General features: G+C 35.8%; 21 protein-coding genes and 1 tRNA gene. 14 read left to right on the forward strand and 8 right to left on the reverse strand.

Annotated features, from left to right (window positions below; genetic code table 11):
• Positions 1-19 precede the first annotated feature (19 nt).
• Together QW128_02365 and QW128_02370 are read left to right on the forward strand one after the other, a co-directional pair.
• Positions 20-205: a helix-turn-helix domain-containing protein gene (locus QW128_02365; GenBank protein ID MEM3832430.1), complete on the forward strand. Its 186-nt coding sequence runs from the start codon at positions 20-22 to the stop codon at positions 203-205.
• Positions 172-1326, forward strand: coding sequence for a transposase (locus QW128_02370; GenBank protein ID MEM3832431.1), 1155 nt, complete (start codon positions 172-174; stop codon positions 1324-1326). The genes QW128_02365 and QW128_02370 overlap by 34 nt, the downstream gene beginning before the upstream one ends.
• Before the next feature lie 219 nt (positions 1327-1545).
• Here the strand turns inward: QW128_02370 and QW128_02375 are convergent, their stop codons facing one another.
• Both QW128_02375 and QW128_02380 read right to left on the reverse strand, forming a co-directional pair.
• Complete coding sequence (locus tag QW128_02375; GenBank protein MEM3832432.1) at positions 1546-2994, reverse strand: radical SAM protein; 1449 nt, start codon at positions 2992-2994, stop codon at positions 1546-1548.
• Positions 2991-4490 carry a radical SAM protein gene (locus QW128_02380; GenBank protein MEM3832433.1) on the reverse strand — a complete coding sequence of 500 codons (1500 nt, stop codon included), beginning with the start codon at positions 4488-4490 and terminating at the stop codon, positions 2991-2993. Before QW128_02380 ends, QW128_02375 begins: the two co-directional genes overlap by 4 nt.
• A 100-nt stretch (positions 4491-4590) precedes the next feature.
• Here QW128_02380 and QW128_02385 point away from each other — a divergent pair, with 100 nt between their 5' ends.
• Both QW128_02385 and dacB read left to right on the forward strand, forming a co-directional pair.
• Positions 4591-5157, forward strand: coding sequence for a TetR/AcrR family transcriptional regulator (locus QW128_02385; GenBank protein MEM3832434.1), 567 nt, complete (start codon positions 4591-4593; stop codon positions 5155-5157).
• A gap of 289 nt (positions 5158-5446) precedes the next feature.
• Positions 5447-6808, forward strand: coding sequence for a D-alanyl-D-alanine carboxypeptidase/D-alanyl-D-alanine-endopeptidase (gene dacB / locus QW128_02390; GenBank protein ID MEM3832435.1), 1362 nt, complete (start codon positions 5447-5449; stop codon positions 6806-6808).
• 72 nt (positions 6809-6880) lie between these two features.
• Here dacB and QW128_02395 read toward each other — a convergent pair whose 3' ends face one another.
• The 5 genes from QW128_02395 to QW128_02415 form a co-directional block, all read right to left on the reverse strand.
• The gene (locus tag QW128_02395; GenBank protein ID MEM3832436.1) at positions 6881-7345 is read right to left on the reverse strand and encodes a universal stress protein; all 465 of its coding nucleotides are present in this window, start codon (positions 7343-7345) and stop codon (positions 6881-6883) included.
• Positions 7346-7715: 370 nt separating this feature from the next.
• Positions 7716-9083, reverse strand: a complete 1368-nt coding sequence (locus tag QW128_02400; GenBank protein MEM3832437.1) for an MFS transporter — start codon at positions 9081-9083, stop codon at positions 7716-7718.
• Positions 9084-9180: 97 nt separating this feature from the next.
• Positions 9181-9930, reverse strand: a complete 750-nt coding sequence (locus QW128_02405) for a transposase (protein MEM3832438.1) — start codon at positions 9928-9930, stop codon at positions 9181-9183.
• Between the two features lie 130 nt (positions 9931-10060).
• Entirely contained in the window at positions 10061-10378 is a 318-nt protein-coding gene (locus QW128_02410) for a hypothetical protein (GenBank protein ID MEM3832439.1), read from the reverse strand.
• A complete protein-coding gene (locus QW128_02415; GenBank protein ID MEM3832440.1) occupies positions 10369-10530 on the reverse strand; it encodes a helix-turn-helix domain-containing protein in 162 nt (53 codons plus the stop codon). The genes QW128_02410 and QW128_02415 overlap by 10 nt, the downstream gene beginning before the upstream one ends.
• Positions 10531-10990: 460 nt before the next feature.
• Here QW128_02415 and lysA point away from each other — a divergent pair, with 460 nt between their 5' ends.
• The 7 genes from lysA (at position 10991) to QW128_02450 (ending at position 18168) form a co-directional block, all read left to right on the forward strand.
• A complete protein-coding gene (lysA, locus tag QW128_02420; GenBank protein ID MEM3832441.1) occupies positions 10991-12304 on the forward strand; it encodes a diaminopimelate decarboxylase in 1314 nt (437 codons plus the stop codon).
• 294 nt (positions 12305-12598) lie between these two features.
• Complete coding sequence (locus QW128_02425) at positions 12599-13783, forward strand: transposase (GenBank protein MEM3832442.1); 1185 nt, start codon at positions 12599-12601, stop codon at positions 13781-13783.
• 544 nt (positions 13784-14327) lie between these two features.
• Positions 14328-14621 carry a hypothetical protein gene (locus tag QW128_02430; protein MEM3832443.1) on the forward strand — a complete coding sequence of 98 codons (294 nt, stop codon included), beginning with the start codon at positions 14328-14330 and terminating at the stop codon, positions 14619-14621.
• A 13-nt stretch (positions 14622-14634) separates the two neighbouring features.
• The gene (locus tag QW128_02435; protein MEM3832444.1) at positions 14635-15624 is read left to right on the forward strand and encodes an ArsA family ATPase; all 990 of its coding nucleotides are present in this window, start codon (positions 14635-14637) and stop codon (positions 15622-15624) included.
• 17 nt (positions 15625-15641) lie between these two features.
• On the forward strand, positions 15642-16640 hold the full coding sequence (locus tag QW128_02440; GenBank protein MEM3832445.1) for a TRC40/GET3/ArsA family transport-energizing ATPase: 999 nt from the start codon (positions 15642-15644) through the stop codon (positions 16638-16640).
• Between the two features lie 5 nt (positions 16641-16645).
• Complete coding sequence (locus tag QW128_02445; protein ID MEM3832446.1) at positions 16646-16936, forward strand: hypothetical protein; 291 nt, start codon at positions 16646-16648, stop codon at positions 16934-16936.
• Between the two features lie 74 nt (positions 16937-17010).
• Positions 17011-18168: an MFS transporter gene (locus QW128_02450; GenBank protein ID MEM3832447.1), complete on the forward strand. Its 1158-nt coding sequence runs from the start codon at positions 17011-17013 to the stop codon at positions 18166-18168.
• A gap of 248 nt (positions 18169-18416) precedes the next feature.
• On the opposite strand, the gene QW128_02455 is transcribed toward QW128_02450, so the two are convergent.
• A tRNA-Ile gene (locus QW128_02455) sits at positions 18417-18491 on the reverse strand.
• 211 nt (positions 18492-18702) lie between these two features.
• On the opposite strand from QW128_02455, the gene QW128_02460 reads away from it, so the two are divergent.
• From QW128_02460 to QW128_02470, 3 genes are all read left to right on the forward strand, one after another.
• Positions 18703-18897 (forward strand): helix-turn-helix domain-containing protein, encoded by a 195-nt coding sequence (locus QW128_02460; protein ID MEM3832448.1) that lies wholly within the window; start codon positions 18703-18705, stop codon positions 18895-18897.
• On the forward strand, positions 18864-20012 hold the full coding sequence (locus tag QW128_02465) for a transposase (protein ID MEM3832449.1): 1149 nt from the start codon (positions 18864-18866) through the stop codon (positions 20010-20012). The genes QW128_02460 and QW128_02465 overlap by 34 nt, the downstream gene beginning before the upstream one ends.
• A 228-nt stretch (positions 20013-20240) precedes the next feature.
• On the forward strand, positions 20241-20855 hold the full coding sequence (locus QW128_02470; GenBank protein ID MEM3832450.1) for a lactate utilization protein: 615 nt from the start codon (positions 20241-20243) through the stop codon (positions 20853-20855).
• Positions 20856-20860: the final 5 nt, after the last annotated feature.

A 20860-nucleotide genomic window follows, 5' to 3' on the forward strand; every position in this document is an offset into this window, starting at 1 on the left:
CAACTCTATTAACTCTTTGATGGAAGAAGAACTACTTAGACCAAAGGATGTTGCAAAGATATTCAACATCTCAGTTAAGACTCTCTGGGAGTGGCAAAGGAAAGGCATTATTAGAGCAGTTAAACTTCCAACTGGCAAGCTCCGCTACCCGAGGAGCGAGGTTGAGAGATTATGGAGGCAATTAAAAGCTATAGAATTCCAGTAGATGTTCCAAAAGATTTAATCGAAGAATACTTCAAAGTTAAGCGGAAGGCTTTAGACGCAATATTCTCACACGTTAAAATTTCTAAGAAGGCTCACCTCGAATTCGATAAGAAGGATAGGAGAGAGCTTAGGGATGAACTGCTACGGGAGTGGAAATACTCAAAGCATTACGTTGATTCAGCAATGAACTCCGTTATCGGATTGGTTAAGGGCTGGATAACCCTTTATAATAGGGGGAGGGCGAATGAGCCTCCTAAGATAACTAAGAGGACAGTCTACATTAAGAGCACGCTCTTCAGCTTCAGAAACGGCATACTGAAGATAAGCGTAGAACCGAACAAACGTTATCTTGAGGTTGACTTGAGTGAGTGTTCGTGGATTCCAAAAGACTTTGATAAAGTCGGTGGACTACTTATGACTGAAAGTGAGCTGATAATCGTGATTAAAAAGGAAGTGGAGCTGAAAGCGGAAGGTTGGGCTTCCTTCGATGTTAACTTAACGAACGTGACGGCGTTCATAGACGGGAAAATAGAGCGATATGACTTTAGGGGGCTTTACCACATTCACAGAACCTATGAGGTAAAGCGGCAGAGGATACAAAAGTTATCTAAGATTAAGCCCAATGCATCAAAGAGACTATTGGAGAAGTACTCTAAGCGTGAGAAGAATAGAGCTAAAGACTTCATGCACAAACTAACCACGCAGGTTGCGGGGAAGCTCAAGGAGAAGAACTGCGGAGCAATACTTGAAAACCTGAAAGGTGTAAAGGGGCGAATCCTCAACGGCTCAAGGAAAAATAATAGAAAGCTCTCAAAGTGGAGCGCAAGAGCATTCCAACTCATGCTCGAATACAAGCTTAAATGGCTTAACTTACCAACAAAATACGTTAACCCAGCCAACTCATCTAAAACCTGCCCAGCCTGCTCAGGAAGCATGGCTTCCTATCTGGGCAGGATAATGAAGTGCGAAGAATGCGGATTAGCAATGGATAGGGATGTTGTAGCGGTATTGAACCTTCAGATGCGGGGAATTGGGTTCTCCCCGAGAGCCCCCGATGAGCTAATCGAGGGGGAAGGGTTAAGTAGGAATGAAAATAACAATTCACTATGCATTCCTACTTAACTCAGAACCCTAACTTCATATAGGAGCAGGTTGATGAGGTGTGGAAAACTTCGAATGTGTAGATTCATGGGTTCACACTGAAAACCCTCCATGAAACGTTAACGCAGAGAAGGAAGAACTAAGTATGGATATGTATGGAATCTCCATACTTAGTATTAGAAACTTCCATATAAGTTGTTTTACGAAAATTTTGGATGAGATATTGCTGATTATCTAGCTTTAGTTGTGGAGAGAGTTTAGATCCCTATACCAACCTAATGGATTTTTGTGTTGGAGAATAGGCAGAACATAAGTATTAATCATCGTGTATATTAAAACCTTTAGCATTGTTATTCGTTTTAGTAAGTATTTTGGTCTTAGATAAAATCTTAGGTATGCCTCTCTAAGCATTTTTGAGACTATGCTTTTGCTTAATCCTAATTTTTCATATTCTATAACTGGGTCTAATACTGTGTATTTATCCCAATCTTCTGTAGCAATCAATCCTTTTTGTTTAAGTTCATAGTATATTGGTGTTCCAGGATATGGTGTAAGTATAGAAAATTGTACATAATCTGGATCAAGCTTTATAGAGAATTTTATAGTAGCCCACATTTCGTCAATAGTTTCACCTGGATAACCTAATATGAATGATGCTAGCGTACTAACACCAATGCTTTTAGTTTCATTTATAGCTTTCTCTGCTTGTGATAAAGTGATTCTTTTATTCATTAGCTCTAAAACGCGCTCTGAGCCTGATTCTACACCGTAGTACATTGTTGAAAGTCCAGCCTTTTTTAATTCTATTAACAATTCACGATCTATAGTATCAACTCTAGATGATGCAACAAATTTTATGTCAAGTTTTCTAGAACGTATTTCTTCAGCAATTTTTAGTGCACGCTTCTTGTTTAAAGTGAAAATATCATCGATAAATTCGATTGTATCAACATTATATTTATATGCTAATTCTTCGATTTCATCGACTACATTTTTTGGACTGCGTGCCCGAAACATTCTTCCCATTAAATGTGAGGACGAACAATAATTACATGCAAAAACACAGCCCCTACTTGTGATCATACTACCTATCGGTGTATCCTTATTAAACAGTTTATATTCGTTGAATGGTGTCAAATGACGGGCTGGAAATGGTATTAGGTCTAGATTTTTAATAAAAGGTCGTGGGGGCGTGATTTTTATCTTACTCGAATCATGATCCTTTATCCTATATGCTACTCCTCTTACATTAGAAAGCCACTCTGGACTATTTTTCTCATAAGATTCCGCTATTTCAACAATAGTTTCTTCACCTTCGCCTATAACTACCGCATCTAAATCTTTTGACGCACTCAGTGTTTCTATTGGAAGAAAGGTACTGTGTGGACCACCTATTACAGTAAATACGTTTGATATAGCCTTTTTAATTTCTGATACATAGCGTAAAGCAGTTTTTATAGTAGCAGTTACAGCTGTTAAACCAATAATATCAGGTTTAAGCCCTCTTATTATTCTTACTATTTGATTTGGCGATATATTGTAAAGATTAGCGTCTATAATTTTTACATAGAATCCAGCTTTTTCAAGCGCAGCAGCAAGATACATTAAATTTAATGGCGGTGCTTTTACTCCAAGCCTATTAACAATCTGAGTTCTATCTATAGGATTTATAAGAATAATACGCGTCATAGTTCATCATTTATTTTTATGAGAATATTACCCGCTGAAGTTTCCATCGCATGATATTTAACGACCAATTCAGATCTTAATTTGTTCCATTCTTTAGAATTAAAAATGCAACCCGGATCAGGTGCTAATACGTTACCAAAATAGTTATATGCACGAGCTCGACATCCACCGCATGTATATCTAAATGGACACTTGCCACAGAATCCTTCTAAAACATCTTTATTCCGTAATTTCCATAATAATTCATGTTCTCTCCAAAGTTTTTCAAAATCATCTTTTAATAAGTTACCAATTTTTACCTCATCTGTATGTGGGAAGAATACGCATGGGTATATATCACCATTTGGTTCAATCGATAAATAAAACCTTCCAGCACCACAACCACCAATAAATTCTGCCAATTGACGTATTGTTAAATCATTATATTCAGGATTATAAAAATGAGTCGGTATAATGTTCTTACCATTTTTGTTAAACATCTGTGCAACAGCAGCATATTGAGGAGCTGTAGAAAGTACCTGCAAACTATTATTTGTCTCTGAATAAGCTAATTTTAAGAGATCAAAACGTTCTCTCGGCGAAAGATCACTTTCTATGATTTCTCTTCCACGTCCTGTAGGAACAAAGTTATATAGCATAAACCAATTAGCTTTAAGATTACTAACAAATTTAATCATTTCAGGTATTTCGTTAATATTGTATTTCGTAACTGTGGTAGCCACTTCAACGAACAAACCTTCTTCCACACTATTTTTTATTGCTTGGACAGCATGCTCCCAAGCGCCACTCACTCTTCTAAATGAATCGTGAGTAGTTGGGTTTAGACCATCTAGACTGATCTGTACATATCCTAAACCTGCATTTTTTAATTTTCTTACAATATGTTTGTTCGCTAGAACATAGCCATTAGTAGCAATAGCTACGTACATTCCTCTCTCATAAGCATGACTAATAAATTCTACTATGTTAGGATGTATAGTTGGTTCACCTCCAGAGAATGCCAAGATAGTTACACCAGCATCAGCAAGAATGTCTATTCCCTGATGAATTTGCTCGGAAGTAAGCTCATCATTGCCCTTTACACCAGCGTTCTCATAACAATGCAAACAATTCATATTACATGCTCTAGTTATATTCCACACAATTTGAAACGGAGCACCTGGTACAAACGGTTTACGAACACCAAAAAATGCTATTCCTTTAAGCACGCTAATAAGGCCTCTTCTCCAATATGAATCTTTCATAGTATTTCTTAACTGATCCTCACTAACACCAAAACTTTTTGCCCCCTTTCTAACAATATAACTAACAATCTTGGAAGCAGATCGACAAGAAAAACACGCATTTTTTCTAATTCCTAAGTAAAGTTCAAGAGCAACTTCTAACCGATTCTCATGATCTTTACTACAATAACCGGTTAAATATCTTAATAAGTGCTTACCTAACGGATTATCTACAATACCCTCAAATGATTTTATAGTATTAATAGAGGACATAATCTCTTCCTTAATATATTTCTTTAAAGATATTTATATTTTTGACTGACTAGTTAGCCATAAAGTATATAACCATGCAGAATTAAGTATGTATAGGGTTATGAGGAATAGTAATAATGAGAAAAAGAAATTAATTATTATGTCCGCGCGTCAAATATTCGCTGATAAAGGGTTTGACCTAGCTACAGTAGATGAAATAATGGAAAAAGCTAAACTTTCTAAAGGCACATTTTATACATATTTTTCAAGCAAAGAGCAACTAATTAAAGAGATTGCTATTAGCGTCTCACCAGTTGAAGTACTAAATAGTGTAATAGAAAAAGAGTATAACAATGTTAAAGAAATGCTTAATGATTTGGCATTAAAATATATTTTAAAATATAGCAATCTTACTGAAAGAAAACTTTTTCTCTATTCCATAGGAATAGCAAATAGATATAATGAAATTAAAGAAATTTTCAAAAAAATTTACCACATGAACTATATCAAATTAAAAGAAAAAATACAGAACTTAACCGGAAAAATGGTTGATGAAATTTATTTAAAAATATTTCTCGGAAGTTTATTTTATTATGTTATTTCCATGAATTTTGCTGAGCGTATAGAGCAGCCTTATGAATATGTACAGAAGATTGTAGATCTCTTATTAAGCTCGATGATTGTATAAAGTGAGTGTAAAAATTTACATTAGAAAGAAACTTAATACAAAAGAAAAAGGAGTTGACTGAAAGAAAAATGCTATTCCTGTCACTAAAATACATTTTTGATAATTCAGGATCATTGAGCCGCTCCCTTGATTCACCTTCATAAACTTTTTGCCACCAACTAGTACGCAAGCGGGGTTCTGTGCACAGCCAGGGATACTTCTGCCGGAAATAAATCCTATAGCTCGATTAATATGTAAAGAGAATAATTTGATTTTTAAACTTATTAGTATCGTGTATTATTATGCTATTGTGTACAATGAGATTTTGGATATTTTAAATAGTAAGATATTGTACGATAGTGATGTAGGGTTTATTGTAGAACGTACAAATGGTGATGTGATATTTCAGTATAATGCTGATGAGTTATTAATACCTGCATCTAATATGAAAATCTTAACAGGATTAGCTGGATTGCTTTATTTAGGTCCTGATTTTAAATTCAGGACAAAGTTTCTTATAGAGAGGTCTGATGACGATAGGGTTCTGAACATGTATATAATAGGTTCTGGGGATCCTACTCTTGTTGATTATGAAACATTTGCAATATGGAATAAATTAGCGATTACTTATGGATCTGAAAGTATTATTGATGGTTCATTATTTAATGATATTAAAAAAGTGTTAGGTGATATAATTATTGATGACCATTTGTTTGATAATGAGAGTTATAATAGAACATGGGATTTCAATGATATAACCCAACCCTACGCTGCCCAAGTTTCTGCATTCACTATTAATAGAAACACAACATTATTGAAAATTAAGTCTGATGATATTACAGTAAACATTGAAGAAATACCTAACATAGGATATTTACGTATTTTTAATCTATTAAAAATTTCCAATACAGAGGAAATAAAAGTAGAGCGAAATATTAACACTAATGATGTTTATCTAAGAGGTACTATATTACCTAACACGCTAAAATACTATAACATCGCAGTTCATGATCCAACACTTTATGGGGGTCATATTCTAAAGTACATAGCTCACAAAAGTGGAGTAGTCGTACGTGGAAAAGTGCGAAAAGGTCGTAGTCCCAAACAAAATTCTGGCATGATAGTTAAAAGTATAGAATCGCAGACACTATCTATCATAGTAAGAGACATGATGAAATTTAGCATAAATTTATATGCTGATAATATAGCTAAGCTTATTGGTGCAAAACTTTTTAACGATGGTTCATGGAGATCTTGGAAAATTGTTGTACATAATATGCTAAAAGAGTTGAAAATTTCTTCTGATAACATAATTGTCATGGATGGCTCTGGCATATCACACAAAAATCGTCTTTCGCCAAGGATTATTGCAGAAATTCTTAGGAAAATCCATACAGAGCTCCCAGAAAATATTAGAGAATCATTTATTAATTCACTTCCAATATTAGGTGTAGATGGTACACTTAAGGAACGTATGAAAGGCACCCCAGCAGAAGGAAGAGTAAAAGCAAAAACTGGTACACTTCATAATGTAAGTTCGTTATCAGGTTATGTAAAAACATTAAATAACGAAACATTAATTTTTTCATTCATAGCAAACAACATAACTTCCCCAGAAAAAGTAAAGGCATTAGAAGATCAGATTCTTAACATTCTAGTTAAAATAAAGTAGATACTTTTAATTACATGATTTGTGCATAATCCTGTAGTCAGAAAATTTCATTCTAGTAGGTTTACAGCTTAGCTATTTAATAATCATTATACTGCATGGTGTATTTTTTATTATTTTATTTATAAGATCTGCCCCAATACCTTTTACACCTTTTGGTTTATTAGAACTTATTACTATTAAATCATAGTCTCCTTGCAATGCTTCTCTAACTATTTCATCTGCGGGTGAACCAATAGTAACTTTTGTTTCCAAATTAATGTTCATCCCACTCATCGTGACTATTTCTTTACCCCACTTAAGAACTTCATAACCTCGCTTCATATCAATGATTTTTGAATCTCTAGACATGGTGATTATTGGCGCGATCGTTGGTAATGTATCATAACGTTGAGTCGCTGAGTTCAGTATTACAGGCTCAATTACATGAAGAAGAGTTAATAAAGCATTTTCATTAACTTTTATTATATTCAATGCTGTCTTTATGGCTTTTTCTGAAGATGAGGAACCATCTATTGGAACTAATATTTTTTTAAACATATGTACCAAATTGTTTAATATTAACTTAACTTAATAAGTATTTCTTAAATATGTTTTGTTACATGATTTATACATGATCTTGTGAAAGATACAGAAAAATTTTCTTAAATGAGCATAAATTTAAAGTTGTCGTAATGGAAAACTTAATGAACGAGAAAAATGATCTTTCTATTCAAAAGCTAATAAAAACTTAATAACCGAGAATAAAGAACAGTCATATATCATAAATTATACAACAAAACGTGAACATGATCTTTTTGTCTGAGTTATAGATCAAAAATCTTTATTTGGGATTGCTTCAGAGTACTAGAAATACTTTAATAATTCTCTTTCATATAATCGGTCCATATGGTATTTTATTTCTTCATTATCATCTGCTCTTATAATGCATCTTATTGGTTATCTTAGTAAATTCGCTAAATATTGTCTCAGGGAATTTCATTACATCCTTTATTTTAAGAAACATTAATGCTGTGCCAGCCCGTCCTATGGCTGAAATTAAATATGTGTACATAAGACCATTACGTAAACCAAATTTTTCAATCATAACATTTCCTATATATCCACCTAATAATGATCCAAAAAATGCACCAGTTCCATTTGCTGCATTATATAATGCAATATAAGATGCCCGCTCCATTGGATCTGATATATCTATAACATAAGCTATGAAAGCAACATTACCCATCGCAATCAGAATACCAGTAGACAAACCTGATACATAAAGTATGGACATATCTGGAGCAAAAGCATAAAATAAAGGAACCGACACGAGACCGAAACGATTTATCAATATTATTGGGCGCCTTCCTACTTTATCCGTAAGTTTTCCTACATATCTTTGAAATGCAAATGTTGAAAACCCACTTATTACAGATAAAATAGCTATTTCTAACATTGTAGCATTAAGTAGCTCAATAGTAGTAATGTTAAATAGAGGCCATGAAATTGCCATCATAAAGTTTGATAAAAACGACGCACCAATAAACACCTTGAATGTTTCATTTCTAAGAGGTGAAAAAAGATTATATCTGAAAAGATCTTTTGTTTTTATGCTTTTGCTTGTTCTATCAACACTCCTCATTTTTAACATTAATAACGATCCTGCGATACCAGCTACTGATGCCATAATAAATGGTATTACGAAGACATCTGAGGTTAAGGATATTTGCATTATGAAACCTGAGATTAATGTAGCAGTTAATGAACTGACAGCACCCATTGTATTAATTATTCCTATTACTACTCCACGTTGCATTGTTGGTGAGAGTTCTGCTATCAATGCCGAAAGTGCTGGTGCGCTCATTGATGCCAAAAATGATTGTAGAGCTATGATTAGTATAAATAATTCCGGTGATCTAACACCTATAATAAAAGCCCAAAGAATTGATGACAAAATACTTCCTATAACTATAAACATGATCCTCTTTCCAGTAACATCACTTAGCCTACCCCAGAATATTTGGGCAGTATTAGTAAAAAAGTTTGTTATGGCCTGAAACCAGCCAAGATCAGATGCAGAACCTCCAATTTTAATAAGATAAACGCTAAGAAAAGGTGAAACCATACCATTCCCAAACGATGTAATAAGTTGTTGACCATACAAAATCCTAAGTAATTTCTGTCTCTCTTCAGCTTTAGATTCTGCTTTGCTCACTATTTTTACTGCTTCAGATTGAACATCAATCGATGCATTATTTTGCGACTTTACTAAATCGTCCTCGTTCTTATCATTCATATCAGCGCTTTAAAATCCAATCCCAAATATATGTCTAACCTTAAACAGAAAAGTTATGAAATAATGTGCTCATAATAATCGAATAATTTAAGATGATTCAAAACTTAGAAACATCAATTCTTCTGCAGAGGGTTCTGAGTTGAGTAGGAATGCATAGTGAATTGCTATTTTCATTCCTACTTAACCCTTCCCCCTCGATTAATTCGTTGAGGGCTCTCGGGGAGAACCCAATTCCCCGCATCTGAAGGTTCAACACCGCTATGATATCCCTATCCATTGTTAACCCGCATTCTTCACACTTCATTATCCTGCCCAGATAGGAAGCCATACTTCCGGAGCAGGCTGGGCAGGTTTTAGATGAGTTGGCTGGATTAACGTATTTTGTTGGTAAGTTAAGCCATTTAAGCTTGTATTCAAGCATGAACTGGAACGTCCTCGCATTCCACTTTGAGAGCTTTCTGTTCATGTCTTTAGACTTGTTGAGGATTCGCCCCTTTACACCTTTCAGGTTTTCAAGTATTGCTCCGCAGTTCCTCTCCTTGAGCTCCCCCGCAACCTGCGTGGTTAACTTGTGCATGAAGTCCTTGGCTCTATTCTTCTCACGCTTAGAGTACTTCTTGAGGAGCATCTTTGATACATTGGGCTTAATCTTAGATAACTTTTGTATCCTCTGCCGCTTAGTTTCATAGGTTCTGTGAATATGGTAGAGCTCTCTTAAGTCATAGCACTTAATCTCGCCACCTATGAACGCCGTTATGTTCGTTAAGTTAACATCGAAGGAAGCCCACTTCTCAGCCTTTGGCTCAACCCTCTTCTTAACCGTAATTATCAGCTCCTTCTCAGTCATAAGTAGCCCACCGACTTTATCAAAGTCTTTTGGAATCCACGAACACTTACTTAAGTCGACCTCAAGATACTGCTTATTAGGCTCAATGCTTACCCTCAGTATACCATTTCTGAAGCTGAAGAGCGTGCTCTTAATGTAAACGGTTTTTTTTAGTTATCTCAGGCTTACCTTCAGCTTTCCCCTTGTTATAAAGGGTTATCCAGCCCTTAACCAATCCGATGACGGAGTTCATTGCTGAATCAACGTAATGCTTTGAGTATTTCCACTCTCGTAGCAGTTCATCCCTAAGCTCTCTCCTATCCTCAGCTTTCAAGTTAAGGTGGGCCTTCTCGGAAATTTTAACGTGTGAGAAGATTGCGTCTAAAGCCTTCTGCTTAACTTTGAAGTATTCTTCGATTAAATCCTTCGGAGCCTCTACTGGGACCCTGTAGCTCTTAACTACCTCCATAGCCTCTCAACCTCGCTTTTGGGATAGCGGAGCTTGCCAGTTGGGAGTTTAACTGCTCTAATAATGCCTTTCTTCTGCCACTTCCAGAGCGTTTTAACTGAGATACCGAACTTCTTTGCGACATCTTTTGGTCTAAGTAGTTCTTTTTCCATCAAAGAGTTAATAGAGTTAAACAAATATTTAAACCTATCTATTCCAAAACTGTTGACCACGGCGTATAGGGGGAGTATCAGTCTATAACACTGAAACTTTACACAGAATTCGGCAAGAGAGCTTAGAACTTCAGTTCTGGGATGAATTGCTGAAAGGTTTAAATATGATGAGCTCTCCTTTGTTTGAGCGCATCGCTCGAATGTGGCTCGGATGTCCAAAATAAGGCTCCGAGCTGAAGTTTAGAAAGAAGTTCCAGCAAGCGGGGCATGGGCTATACGTCCATAGCAGGAGCTGAATTGGCACAGCCCTTAACTCGGTAGGATGGATGGGCATCCACGACAAACCGAGAATCTCCCAGCTCTAGCCGCGGAGAACGTCAATTTCAAGATAAATAACTACATAAAAAGTAAAGGGAAGCATTTTTAAATAAATCTCTTTTTATCCTAATTAGGGATAAGCGTGACTAGTTTAGATGAAATATTAAAGAGGCATTCCAATCTTCATGTATTTGATGATGAATTGTTAATGAGAAATTTTTCACTTTCTAAAATTGCTGAGGAGTATGGGACACCTTTGTATGTCGTCGATAGTAATTTAATTGTAGAACGGTATAGAGAAATGAAGAATGCGTTTTTATCTGAGAATTGCAATGCATTAATTGCATATGCTTATAAAGCAAATTCGCTTTTAGCAATAACAAAATTACTTGCGAAGGAAGGAGCGGGAGCAACAGTAGTATCAGCATATGGGATTAAGCTAGCATTACTATCAGGCGTTAAAAGCGAAAAAATAGTACTCGTTGGTCCAAGTAAATCGTATTATGATTTAATAGAGGCAGTGAAGAACAATATAGGACTTATTAACATAGAATCTGAACAAGAACTTACAGAAATAAACAAAATCGCTGAAAAAACAGGAAATAAAGTAAATATCGGCATACGTGTTAATTTAGGCTTAAGTGCTGGTGCGCACCCAAAAATTAGAACAGGTGGAAGAAAACATAAATTTGGAGTTGATGAAAAGACAGCAATAAAACTTTATAAATACGCCTCAAAAATGAAAGGAATAAAACCTATAGCTCTTCATGCTCATATTGGATCACAAATCACAGACCTCAAGGTATTTCAACTAGAAGCACAAAGATTGGCATTACTAGCATCAATAATATATAAGCAGTATAAATTAGATGTTCCTGTCCTAGATTTAGGAGGAGGTTTAGGAATCCCATATACCAGCAGCGGAGAACGAATACCTTACAAAGAATTTGTAAAGATCATAAGCAAAGCTATAAACGAGGTTTATGAAAACGCAAGATTACAAAAACCTATGATGATTGTGGAACCTGGCAGATATTTAGTGGCTGACTCAACACTCTTACTAATGAAAGTAAATTACATAAAACGTCTCGGAAGAAAAATTTGGATACTAGTAGATACTGGTATGAACGACTTCATAAGAACTGCTATGTACAACGCATATCACGAAATCATCCCAGTTAAAATTAGAAATAAAAAAGAGACATATAACATAGGAGGACCCATATGTGAAAGTTCAGATGTCTTCGCTATCAATAGAGAATTGCCAGAAGTTAAAAAGAACGATTTACTTGCACTGCTTGACGCAGGTGCATATGGTATATCGATGTCAAGTACTTATAATATACGACCACGCCCTGCGGCAGTAATGCTATTTGACAACAAATTATATCTAATAAGAGAACGTGAGACATTCGAGGACATTATTAAGCACGATAAAACATTACCAGACTGTTGACACTCTTCAAATGTTACACGTTCACAACTTTTGCTTCATTCCAAATTCTTATTAGGTATTCTAATTCTAAATTTTAACCTCAAGGCGATAATTCATTATTGCTAAAAACAAAAAGAAAACACAAGATACTAAAAATAATTATTAAGGTGCAAATGATGATTTCAAGAACTTTCTTAATTATCTTTTTTGTTATTTTATTATCATCCTCCCTATTCCTTTTTATTAAAATTAAAGGGTAAGGCAACTGTTTCTAAATAGATAGATTTTTATAGACGTTTAGTGTATACTCTATTTGTGGAAATAGTCCTCAGCGTTCCATTCGTTTATGAAGTGAACGACGAAGTTAGAAAGCTCCTAGAGGACTTCAGAGATATGGTGAACTTCTGCATAGGCTTTGCAGTTGAGAGGAGGATAACCTCTTACGCTAAACTTAGGAAGAGCGTTTATGAAGAGTGGAAGGGGAGGTGGGATTACTCTACACATTTTTGCCATTCAGCATGTAAAATAGCCTTAGCCATGCTCAAGAGCTTTAGGAGGCTTAAACGTAAGGGATTAGCTAAAGGTGATAGACCTGAGGCTAGAAAGCTCTTCATGCAACTCGACCCGCAACTGTACAAGTTCTACGGCGATAGGATCAGAATATCCGTTAAGCCCAGAAGATTTCTCTTCATAGATTTGAAGTACGGTGAATATCAAAGAAGATTTATAGATGCTTGGAGAGAGGGGAAGCTGAGGACCGGCGAAATCACCATAAACGAGACGAAGATAATCGTACCGTTCAAGAAGGACGTAGACCTGTCCAATCCAAGCGACTGGATAGCAATAGATGTTAACGAGTCTAATGTCACTGGAGTAAGCACGAACCCACACGTCATGAGGGTTGAAAGCAACTTGAGGACGATCCACACGACCTACTTCAATATCATCAGAAGAATCCAAAGGTTGAAGAAGTTTAAGCCCAAGACTGCTGAGGAACTGCTTAAGAAGTATTCTGGTAGAAGGAAGCGCAAGGCTAAAGATGAATGTCACAAAATATCTAGAAAGATCGTAGACTTTGCCAAGCGACATAAAGTTGGTGTAATAATGGAGGACCTCAAAGGAATTAGAAAAAGAATCAATTTCTCCAAGAACCTCAACCGCAGATTGCACTCATGGAACTTCAGGAGGCTGCAATCCTACATTGAATATAAGGCTAAACTTGAAGGTTTGCCAGTCGTATACGTCAATCCTAAAAACACTTCAAGCCTATGCCCGATGTGTGGCGGCAGGCTAGCGCCGAATGGGTATAGGCTCGTGAAATGTGAATGCGGTTACGAAAGCGATAGAGACGTGACCGCGTGCTTAAACATGCTCAGGATGAGGGGAGCCCCGTTGCCCCAGAAAGCCCTCTATGAGCCTCAAATAATCGAGGTGAGAGGGAAGGGACGAAAGTCTATGAATCCCACAACGGTAATTCAACTATGCATAAAACCAATATGATAGATCTGAGAGTATGAAACTGATTAATATCAAATATTATTGAAGCTTTTTCTATTGTGTCCAATTTGTTTATGTTAATATTCTGTAAAGTCAAACAAATAGTATCCATCTATATTGAGATTAAACTAGCATACACCTAAGTATTAATAAAATTAACTACATAAAAACTGCTGAACTACCCAAAATTTCCTAAGCAACTATGAAATTTCTTCAAATCAATTAGACTGGATACTCCCGTTTATCTTAATGTAGTTAACTTCATGGCGGTTTCTAGAAATGTTTTAGAATTTATATAAATAGTACAGAAAAGGAGAAGAAATAGGTAGTGCTGAAGAAACACTGCTACCAGCTGAAAAGAAATTGATTCTTTGGAGTTTATTTTATATTATGTAGTATACTAAATTATTTTAATATGGATGTCATACGCATTCTTCTTGCTATCATAATATTAAATTATTTTTGTTTCGTATTTTATTATAATTTTTAAACAGAGTACTGCATAAAGTATTTAAGTATGTACGTTAATTAAGGAAAAGAGTTAAAAATGACCCTGGGTTTAAATAAGGAATCAAAAAAGGAGAGTAAAGTAGGTGTTTCGCGTGCTCTTAAAGATATGGTGTATGGAATGGCGCTTCACGGTCAAGTTTCAGCTTTACTAAGAACGAGAATGTATATAGAGCACTTATTTATGCTGATGACATTAGGTGATATGCTAGGTTTTCCGTTATTACCACCTTATTATTCGTTAAGATTATTACCGTATGCTGTGCCTAATATTAAGTCGTGGAAGGCTAGGATGTTTAGGGAGCACGATTTTACTGATATAATTACTCAATAAAAAGGTGAGTTTATTGGTTGGTTTAAGAGAATTTTTTGAAAAGAATCTTGACGTACGTGTTGTTATTTTTGCTGGTAAGGGTGGCTTAGGTAAGACCACTTCTAGTGCTGCGTTATCATATTATATGGCTAAGCAGGGTAAGAAGGTGTTATGTTTTAGTACTGATCCTCAGGCATCGTTGAGTGATATATTTGAGCGTAATATTTATGGAAAAGGTGTTATAGAGTTAGCTCCCAACTTACACGTGATTGAGATTGATGCAGATAAAAAGATTGCTGATTATCAGGAGGAGATTAGAAAGAAAATTAAGGATATGTACAAAATTGACGAGATACCTAAAGAAATTGATGAATACATTTCATCTGCTGCTGCTGAACCTGCTATGTATGAATCTGCGACTTATGATGCTATGGCTGATTTAGTAGCTAAGGGTGAATATGATCTGTATGTTTTCGATATGCCACCATTTGGTCATGGTGTAAGAATGGTTGCCATGGCTGAAATATTGGGCAAATGGGTAGAGAAGATTATGGAGGCGCGAAAAATGGCGAAAGAATATGAGGAGATTGCTGCAAATTTACGTGGCGGTACCATAAGTGAGGATTTAATACTTAAAGAGCTTCAGGATATTAATAATCGAATAGGCTTGTTTACAAAGATTCTAACTGACAGAGCACGCACTGCTTTCTTTATGGTCATTATTCCAGAGAAAATGGCAATTTTAGATACTGAACGTGCAATAAAAATGTTTAAAGAATTGAATATGGAGTTATCAGGAATAGTTGTGAACCAGGTATATCCTCCCGAGCTGCTAAAGCAGCCTGGGGTTTCCGAGTTTATAGTAAATAAGATAAAAATGCAGTCGCAATATCTTGATGAAATAAAAAGAAAGTTTGGTAAATATCTTGTAGGTCTATTGCCTATGTATTCGCGAGAGCCTAAAGGTCTTGAGATGCTGAGTAGGGTGGCTGAGGATCTTATGTTGTCACCGTTAAATATATAGAGGCAAAGGTGAGATTTGTGCAAAATTTAAAAGAGATTCTAGATAAGGGCGCAAAGTTCGCATATGTAGGCGGTAAGGGTGGTGTAGGAAAAACAGTTGTAGCAGCAGCAATAGCATATTATTATGCGGATCAAGGGCAAAAAACATTATTAGCCAGCTTAAATCCAGTACATTCGTTATCAAGTCTTTTTGATCAGGATTTATCTGGAGGACAGATTAAAAAAGTTAATGGTATAGAAAATCTTTATGCTCTTGAAGTAGAAATTGAAGATGCTATTCAACGTTACAGAGAAATGGTGACTAGAAGATTGAGGGAATTCCTAAAATGGGCTGAAATACCTATAAACCCTGAACCATTCATAGAAATAGCAACAACAAACCCAGCTTTTGAGGAATCTGCCATGTTTGATAAAATGATGGATGTAATGCTAGAACAAGGTAAGCAATTTGATAAGATAATCTTTGATACAGCTGCTGTAGCAAATGCAGTTCGATTAATAGGATTAAGTAAAATATATGGATTATGGCTTAATAGAATGATCGAAAGCAGAAAAAGTGCATTATCATTAAGAGAAAAATTGAGTTTTAGGAAAGACAAAGTAAAGGAAGAGATCAAAAAGGATCCGATGCTTCTAGACCTTATACAACTGAGTGAAAAATTTAATACTGCCAGAAAATTTATAGTAGATCCATCACATACTCGATTCTTCTTCGTTACATTACCTTTATCATTACCAATCTCAGTTGTCATACGTTTCATTAACATGGTAAACGCATTCGATATACCAGTTGGTGGAGTGTTCGTGAATGGTATCATATCAAAATCTGATGCAGAAAAAGATGCATCAGGTTACCTTAAAAGTAAATACAATGAACAGTTACATTACTTAAATATAGTACACAAAGAATTAGGTCCACTAGTAATAGGTTACATACCCCAGTATTCAAATGAGATCGTTGGTATAAACATGTTAAAGAAAACTGTCGAAGACATGCTCACATACACCCCGGAGTAAATGTTATGGTAACATCATCACCACGTAGAAATTTAACACTTAAACAAAAACTCCGAGACTTCTTTTTTGGAATGTTTCTCTTCGATATGCATAGAGAGTTACTGGAAACTTCTAAAAGTTATAAAGAAATTGGAGAAATCCTTTTATTAGGAGAGTTTCTAGGTGTGCCATTACTTTCTAATTACTATACCCTCCGACTTATATCTTATTTTGTTAAAGATTTAGAGGAATGGAAGAAAAAACAAATGACGGAGAAGGATCTATTAGAAGAATTGGGTCATGCGCACATAGATTAAGAGAACACTATACCTTAGAAATCATTGCACAACATAAAATTTATATAAACTATTCTTATTTAATTTCTGGCAACATGGTCAAGAATGATGAGACAAAGAAATACATCATATTATTAGCTCTTTTTAGAGTTTTAAGAAGTACATCAGCAGGGCTCATAGCATTAGCATTTCCATACTTGGTGTTGCAAAAACTTTCGTATGGTTCATTTACGCTTGGGTTAATATATACAGCCGCAACAATAGCAACCGCAGTACTTGGTATACTTTTTGGTTTTATTGCTGACATATATGATCGAAAACAAACACTGATAATAGTAGCATTATTACTTCCTCTCAGCTCACTTCTAATCTATATATCGAATAACCTTTTCGTCTTATTTTTAGCTGCAATGTTAGGTGGATATTCTGCGACAGGTTCGTTATCAGGTGGAGGTATTGGAGGTGCAGCACAACCAATACAGAATGCACTAATCGTGGATTTAACCAAATCTGAAAACCGAACTTTTTATTTCTCAATACTTACATTCATAGGTGGCATTACGGCTGCAATTGGCTCATTAGCAGCCAGAGTATTTACAATAGATCATGCATTCTTGGTGGCAACCTTAATCTCAGCACTTTCGGTTATTGTTGTTCTTCCCATTAAAACACATAATACAAGAGGAAAAATAAACAAACTTAAAAGTAAAGTAGTAATAGGTAAGTTTTCACTCACCGGAATGATTAACGGTTTTACACAAGGCTTAGTTACACCATTCTTAATACCGTTCTTCTACATAGTTTATAACATACCCAAATCAGAAATGTCAATTTATGCATTCATAAGTGGATTCATAGGATCTTTAGCACTTCTTCTTGCACCATATCTAGAACGTTATTTTGGCTTCGTGAAAAGTATAGCAGTAACTAGGGGTTTAGGAGCAATCTTAATAATCTTACTACCTTTAATTAGAATACTGCCTGTCTCATTAGTAATATATTTTGCATTACCAGCATTAAGGATTATGGCCTTACCAGTTCAACAGTCCACAATCGCAGAAATGGTAAGTTCAGATGAAGTAGGAAGAGCATTAGGAATAAATCAAGTAACACGTCTCGCTGCTTCATCAACTGGAATTACATTAACAGGATACTTTTTTGATACACCAGAAATAGAGCTACCATTTTATATTTATGGCATAATGATGTTTATTAATATTTATCTCTACTTCAAATTTTTCGGAAATAAGTAAATCACTGTATAATCTTCATTTAGAGTGAAGTTTCTAACATAAATTTAGGATAATTTTAAATTCATTAATCCTTAAAACAATGACAACAACAATAAGCCTCACCTTTAAGATAAAAAGTTTTATTAGCATTCTATTAACAGTAGTGACCATTAAAAGCATAAAAAACACCAAGAAATCTCACTTATCAACGTGGAAACGTGACTATATAAAAATAGAAACTTGATAAAAATAATGGAAGTAATAAGATGTGGGCCCGGTGGGATTTGAACCCACGACCGCCCGGTTATGAGCCGGGCGCTCTAACCATACTAAGCTACGGGCCCTTAGTCCACCAAAATCTTGGTATTTTTTAAGAATTTAAATTTGTCGTTATATTCGATGAAACTAAACAATGACAAAAATTATTCCTAAAAATGCTGGAGATCTTTGGTTTGTCATAGATTTCTGCTCATTGTATCGAGTTTGGGCTGTGCCGTTGTCAGCAGTTTCTGAATAGATAGGTTTAAATAGAGGTTGATTACTTTATTCTTAACGATGTCTGGAGATTACGAAGAACTGCTTAGACCAAAAGATGTTGCAAAGATATTCAACATCTCAGTTAAGACTCTCTGGGAGTGGCAGAGGAAAGGCATTATTAGAGCTGTTAAACTTCCAACTGGCAAGCTCCGCTACCCGAGGAGCGAAGTTGAGAGGCTATGGAAGCAGTTAAAAGCTACAGGATCCCAGTAGAGGCTCCAAAAGATTTAATCGAAGAATACTTCAAAGTTAAGCAGAAGGCTTTAGACGCAATATTCTCGCACGTTAAAATTTCCAAGAAGGCTCACCTTAACTTGAAAGCTGAGGATAGGAGAGAGCTTAGGGATGAACTGCTACGGGAGTGGAAATACTCAAAGCATTACGTTGACTCAGTAATGAACTCTGTCGTAGGACTTGTTAAAAGCTGGATAACGCTCTATAACAAGGGGAAAGCTGAAGGTAAGCCTGAGATAACTAAAAAAACCGTTTACATCAAGAGCACGCTCTTCAGCTTCAGAAACGGTATACTGAAGGTAAGCATTGAGCCTAATAAGCGGTATCTTGAGGTTGACTTGAGTAAGTGTTCGTGGATTCCAAGAGACTTTGATAAAGTCGGTGGGCTACTTATGACCGAGAGGGAGTTGATAATCGTGATTAAAAAGGAGGTGGAGCTAAAAGCGGAAGGTTGGGCTTCCTTCGATGTTAACTTAACAAACATAACAACTTTCATAGACGGGAAGATAGAGCGATATGACTTAAGAGAGCTTTACCACATTCATAGAGTTTATGAGGTAAAGCGGCAGAGGATACAAAAACTCATGAAGTTTAAGCCGAAGACCTCTAAAAAACTCCTCAAAAAGTACTCTAAGCGTGAGAGGAATAGGGCTAAGGACTTCATGCACAAACTAACCACGCAGGTTGCGGGAGAGCTCAAGGAGAAGGACTGCGGAGCAATACTTGAAAACCTGAAAGGTATAAAGGGGCGAATCCTCAACGGCTCAAGGAAAAACAATAGAAAGCTCTCAAAGTGGAACGCAAGAGCATTCCAGTTCATGCTCGAATACAAGCTGGAGTGGCTTAACTTACCAGTGAAATACGTTAACCCAGCTAACTCATCTAAAACCTGCCCGGCCTGCTCTGGAAGCATGGCCTCCTGTCTGGGCAGGATAATGAAGTGCGAAGAATGCGGGTTAACAATGGATAGAGATATCATAGCAGTGTTGAACCTTCAGATGCGGGGAATTGGGTTCACCCAAAGAGCCCTCAACGAATTAATTGAGGGGGAAGGGTTAAGTAGGAATAAAAGCAACATATGCATTCCTACTTAATCCAGAACCCAATCTAGCTCCATAACTCACTTGTATGCTCATTGCACTATTTTTAGTTTAGAAGACCTCTAAACCACATCCCTAGCAACTTGCTTGGATTAAGAAATACCAATAGCTGTTTAACCTTTTGGCAATTTATGGTTAAAACTGTAGGCTCTCTTGCTGAGCTCTTGTAATTTATGGTTTTGTGAGGGTATCATTTATATAATTTGATTATTTTATAATCATATGTACCCTGGAGATGAGAGCATAAGACAGTATTATAAAAGGCTTGCGTTACTTGCGATACGTGAACTAAGTGAACGTGGTATTAGAGGTAGTTATGTAGAAAGTCGAAGTAATGCTGTAGAGGTTTTGTTTTCAATAATACCTGATGGTGCTTCCATAATGGTGAGTGATTTAGAAATTGTCGATGAGTTAAACATATCTAAGATTCTTGAAAGTGGGAAATATAATTATTTAGGTAAGAGAGTTCATTCTGAGAGTGATCCTGAGAGAAAGTATGACCTGCTTCGTACTAGTACGATAGTTGATTATTACATTGGTAGTGTAAGTGCTCTATCCGCTACTGGAGAAATGGTCATAATAGATGAGATTGGAGCTGAGCTGGCTAGTTATTCATATGGTGCTAAAAACGTTATTCTAATTGTTGGTATTAATAAGATTGTTCCCACTTTGGATGATGCTGTGAAACGTGCACGGACCTATGTTGCGCCAATTAAAGCTATAAAATTAAGAGCACCTACACCAACGAGTACAATAGGTAAGACGCTTATAATTGAGAGAGAAATTAAAAAAGGAAGAATAACAGTAATAATAGTGGGTGAATTTTTGGATATATAAAAAAA

It is taken from the genome of Thermoprotei archaeon (assembly GCA_038881895.1).
Taxonomy (GTDB): domain Archaea; phylum Thermoproteota; class Thermoprotei; order Gearchaeales; family WAQG01; genus JAVZOV01.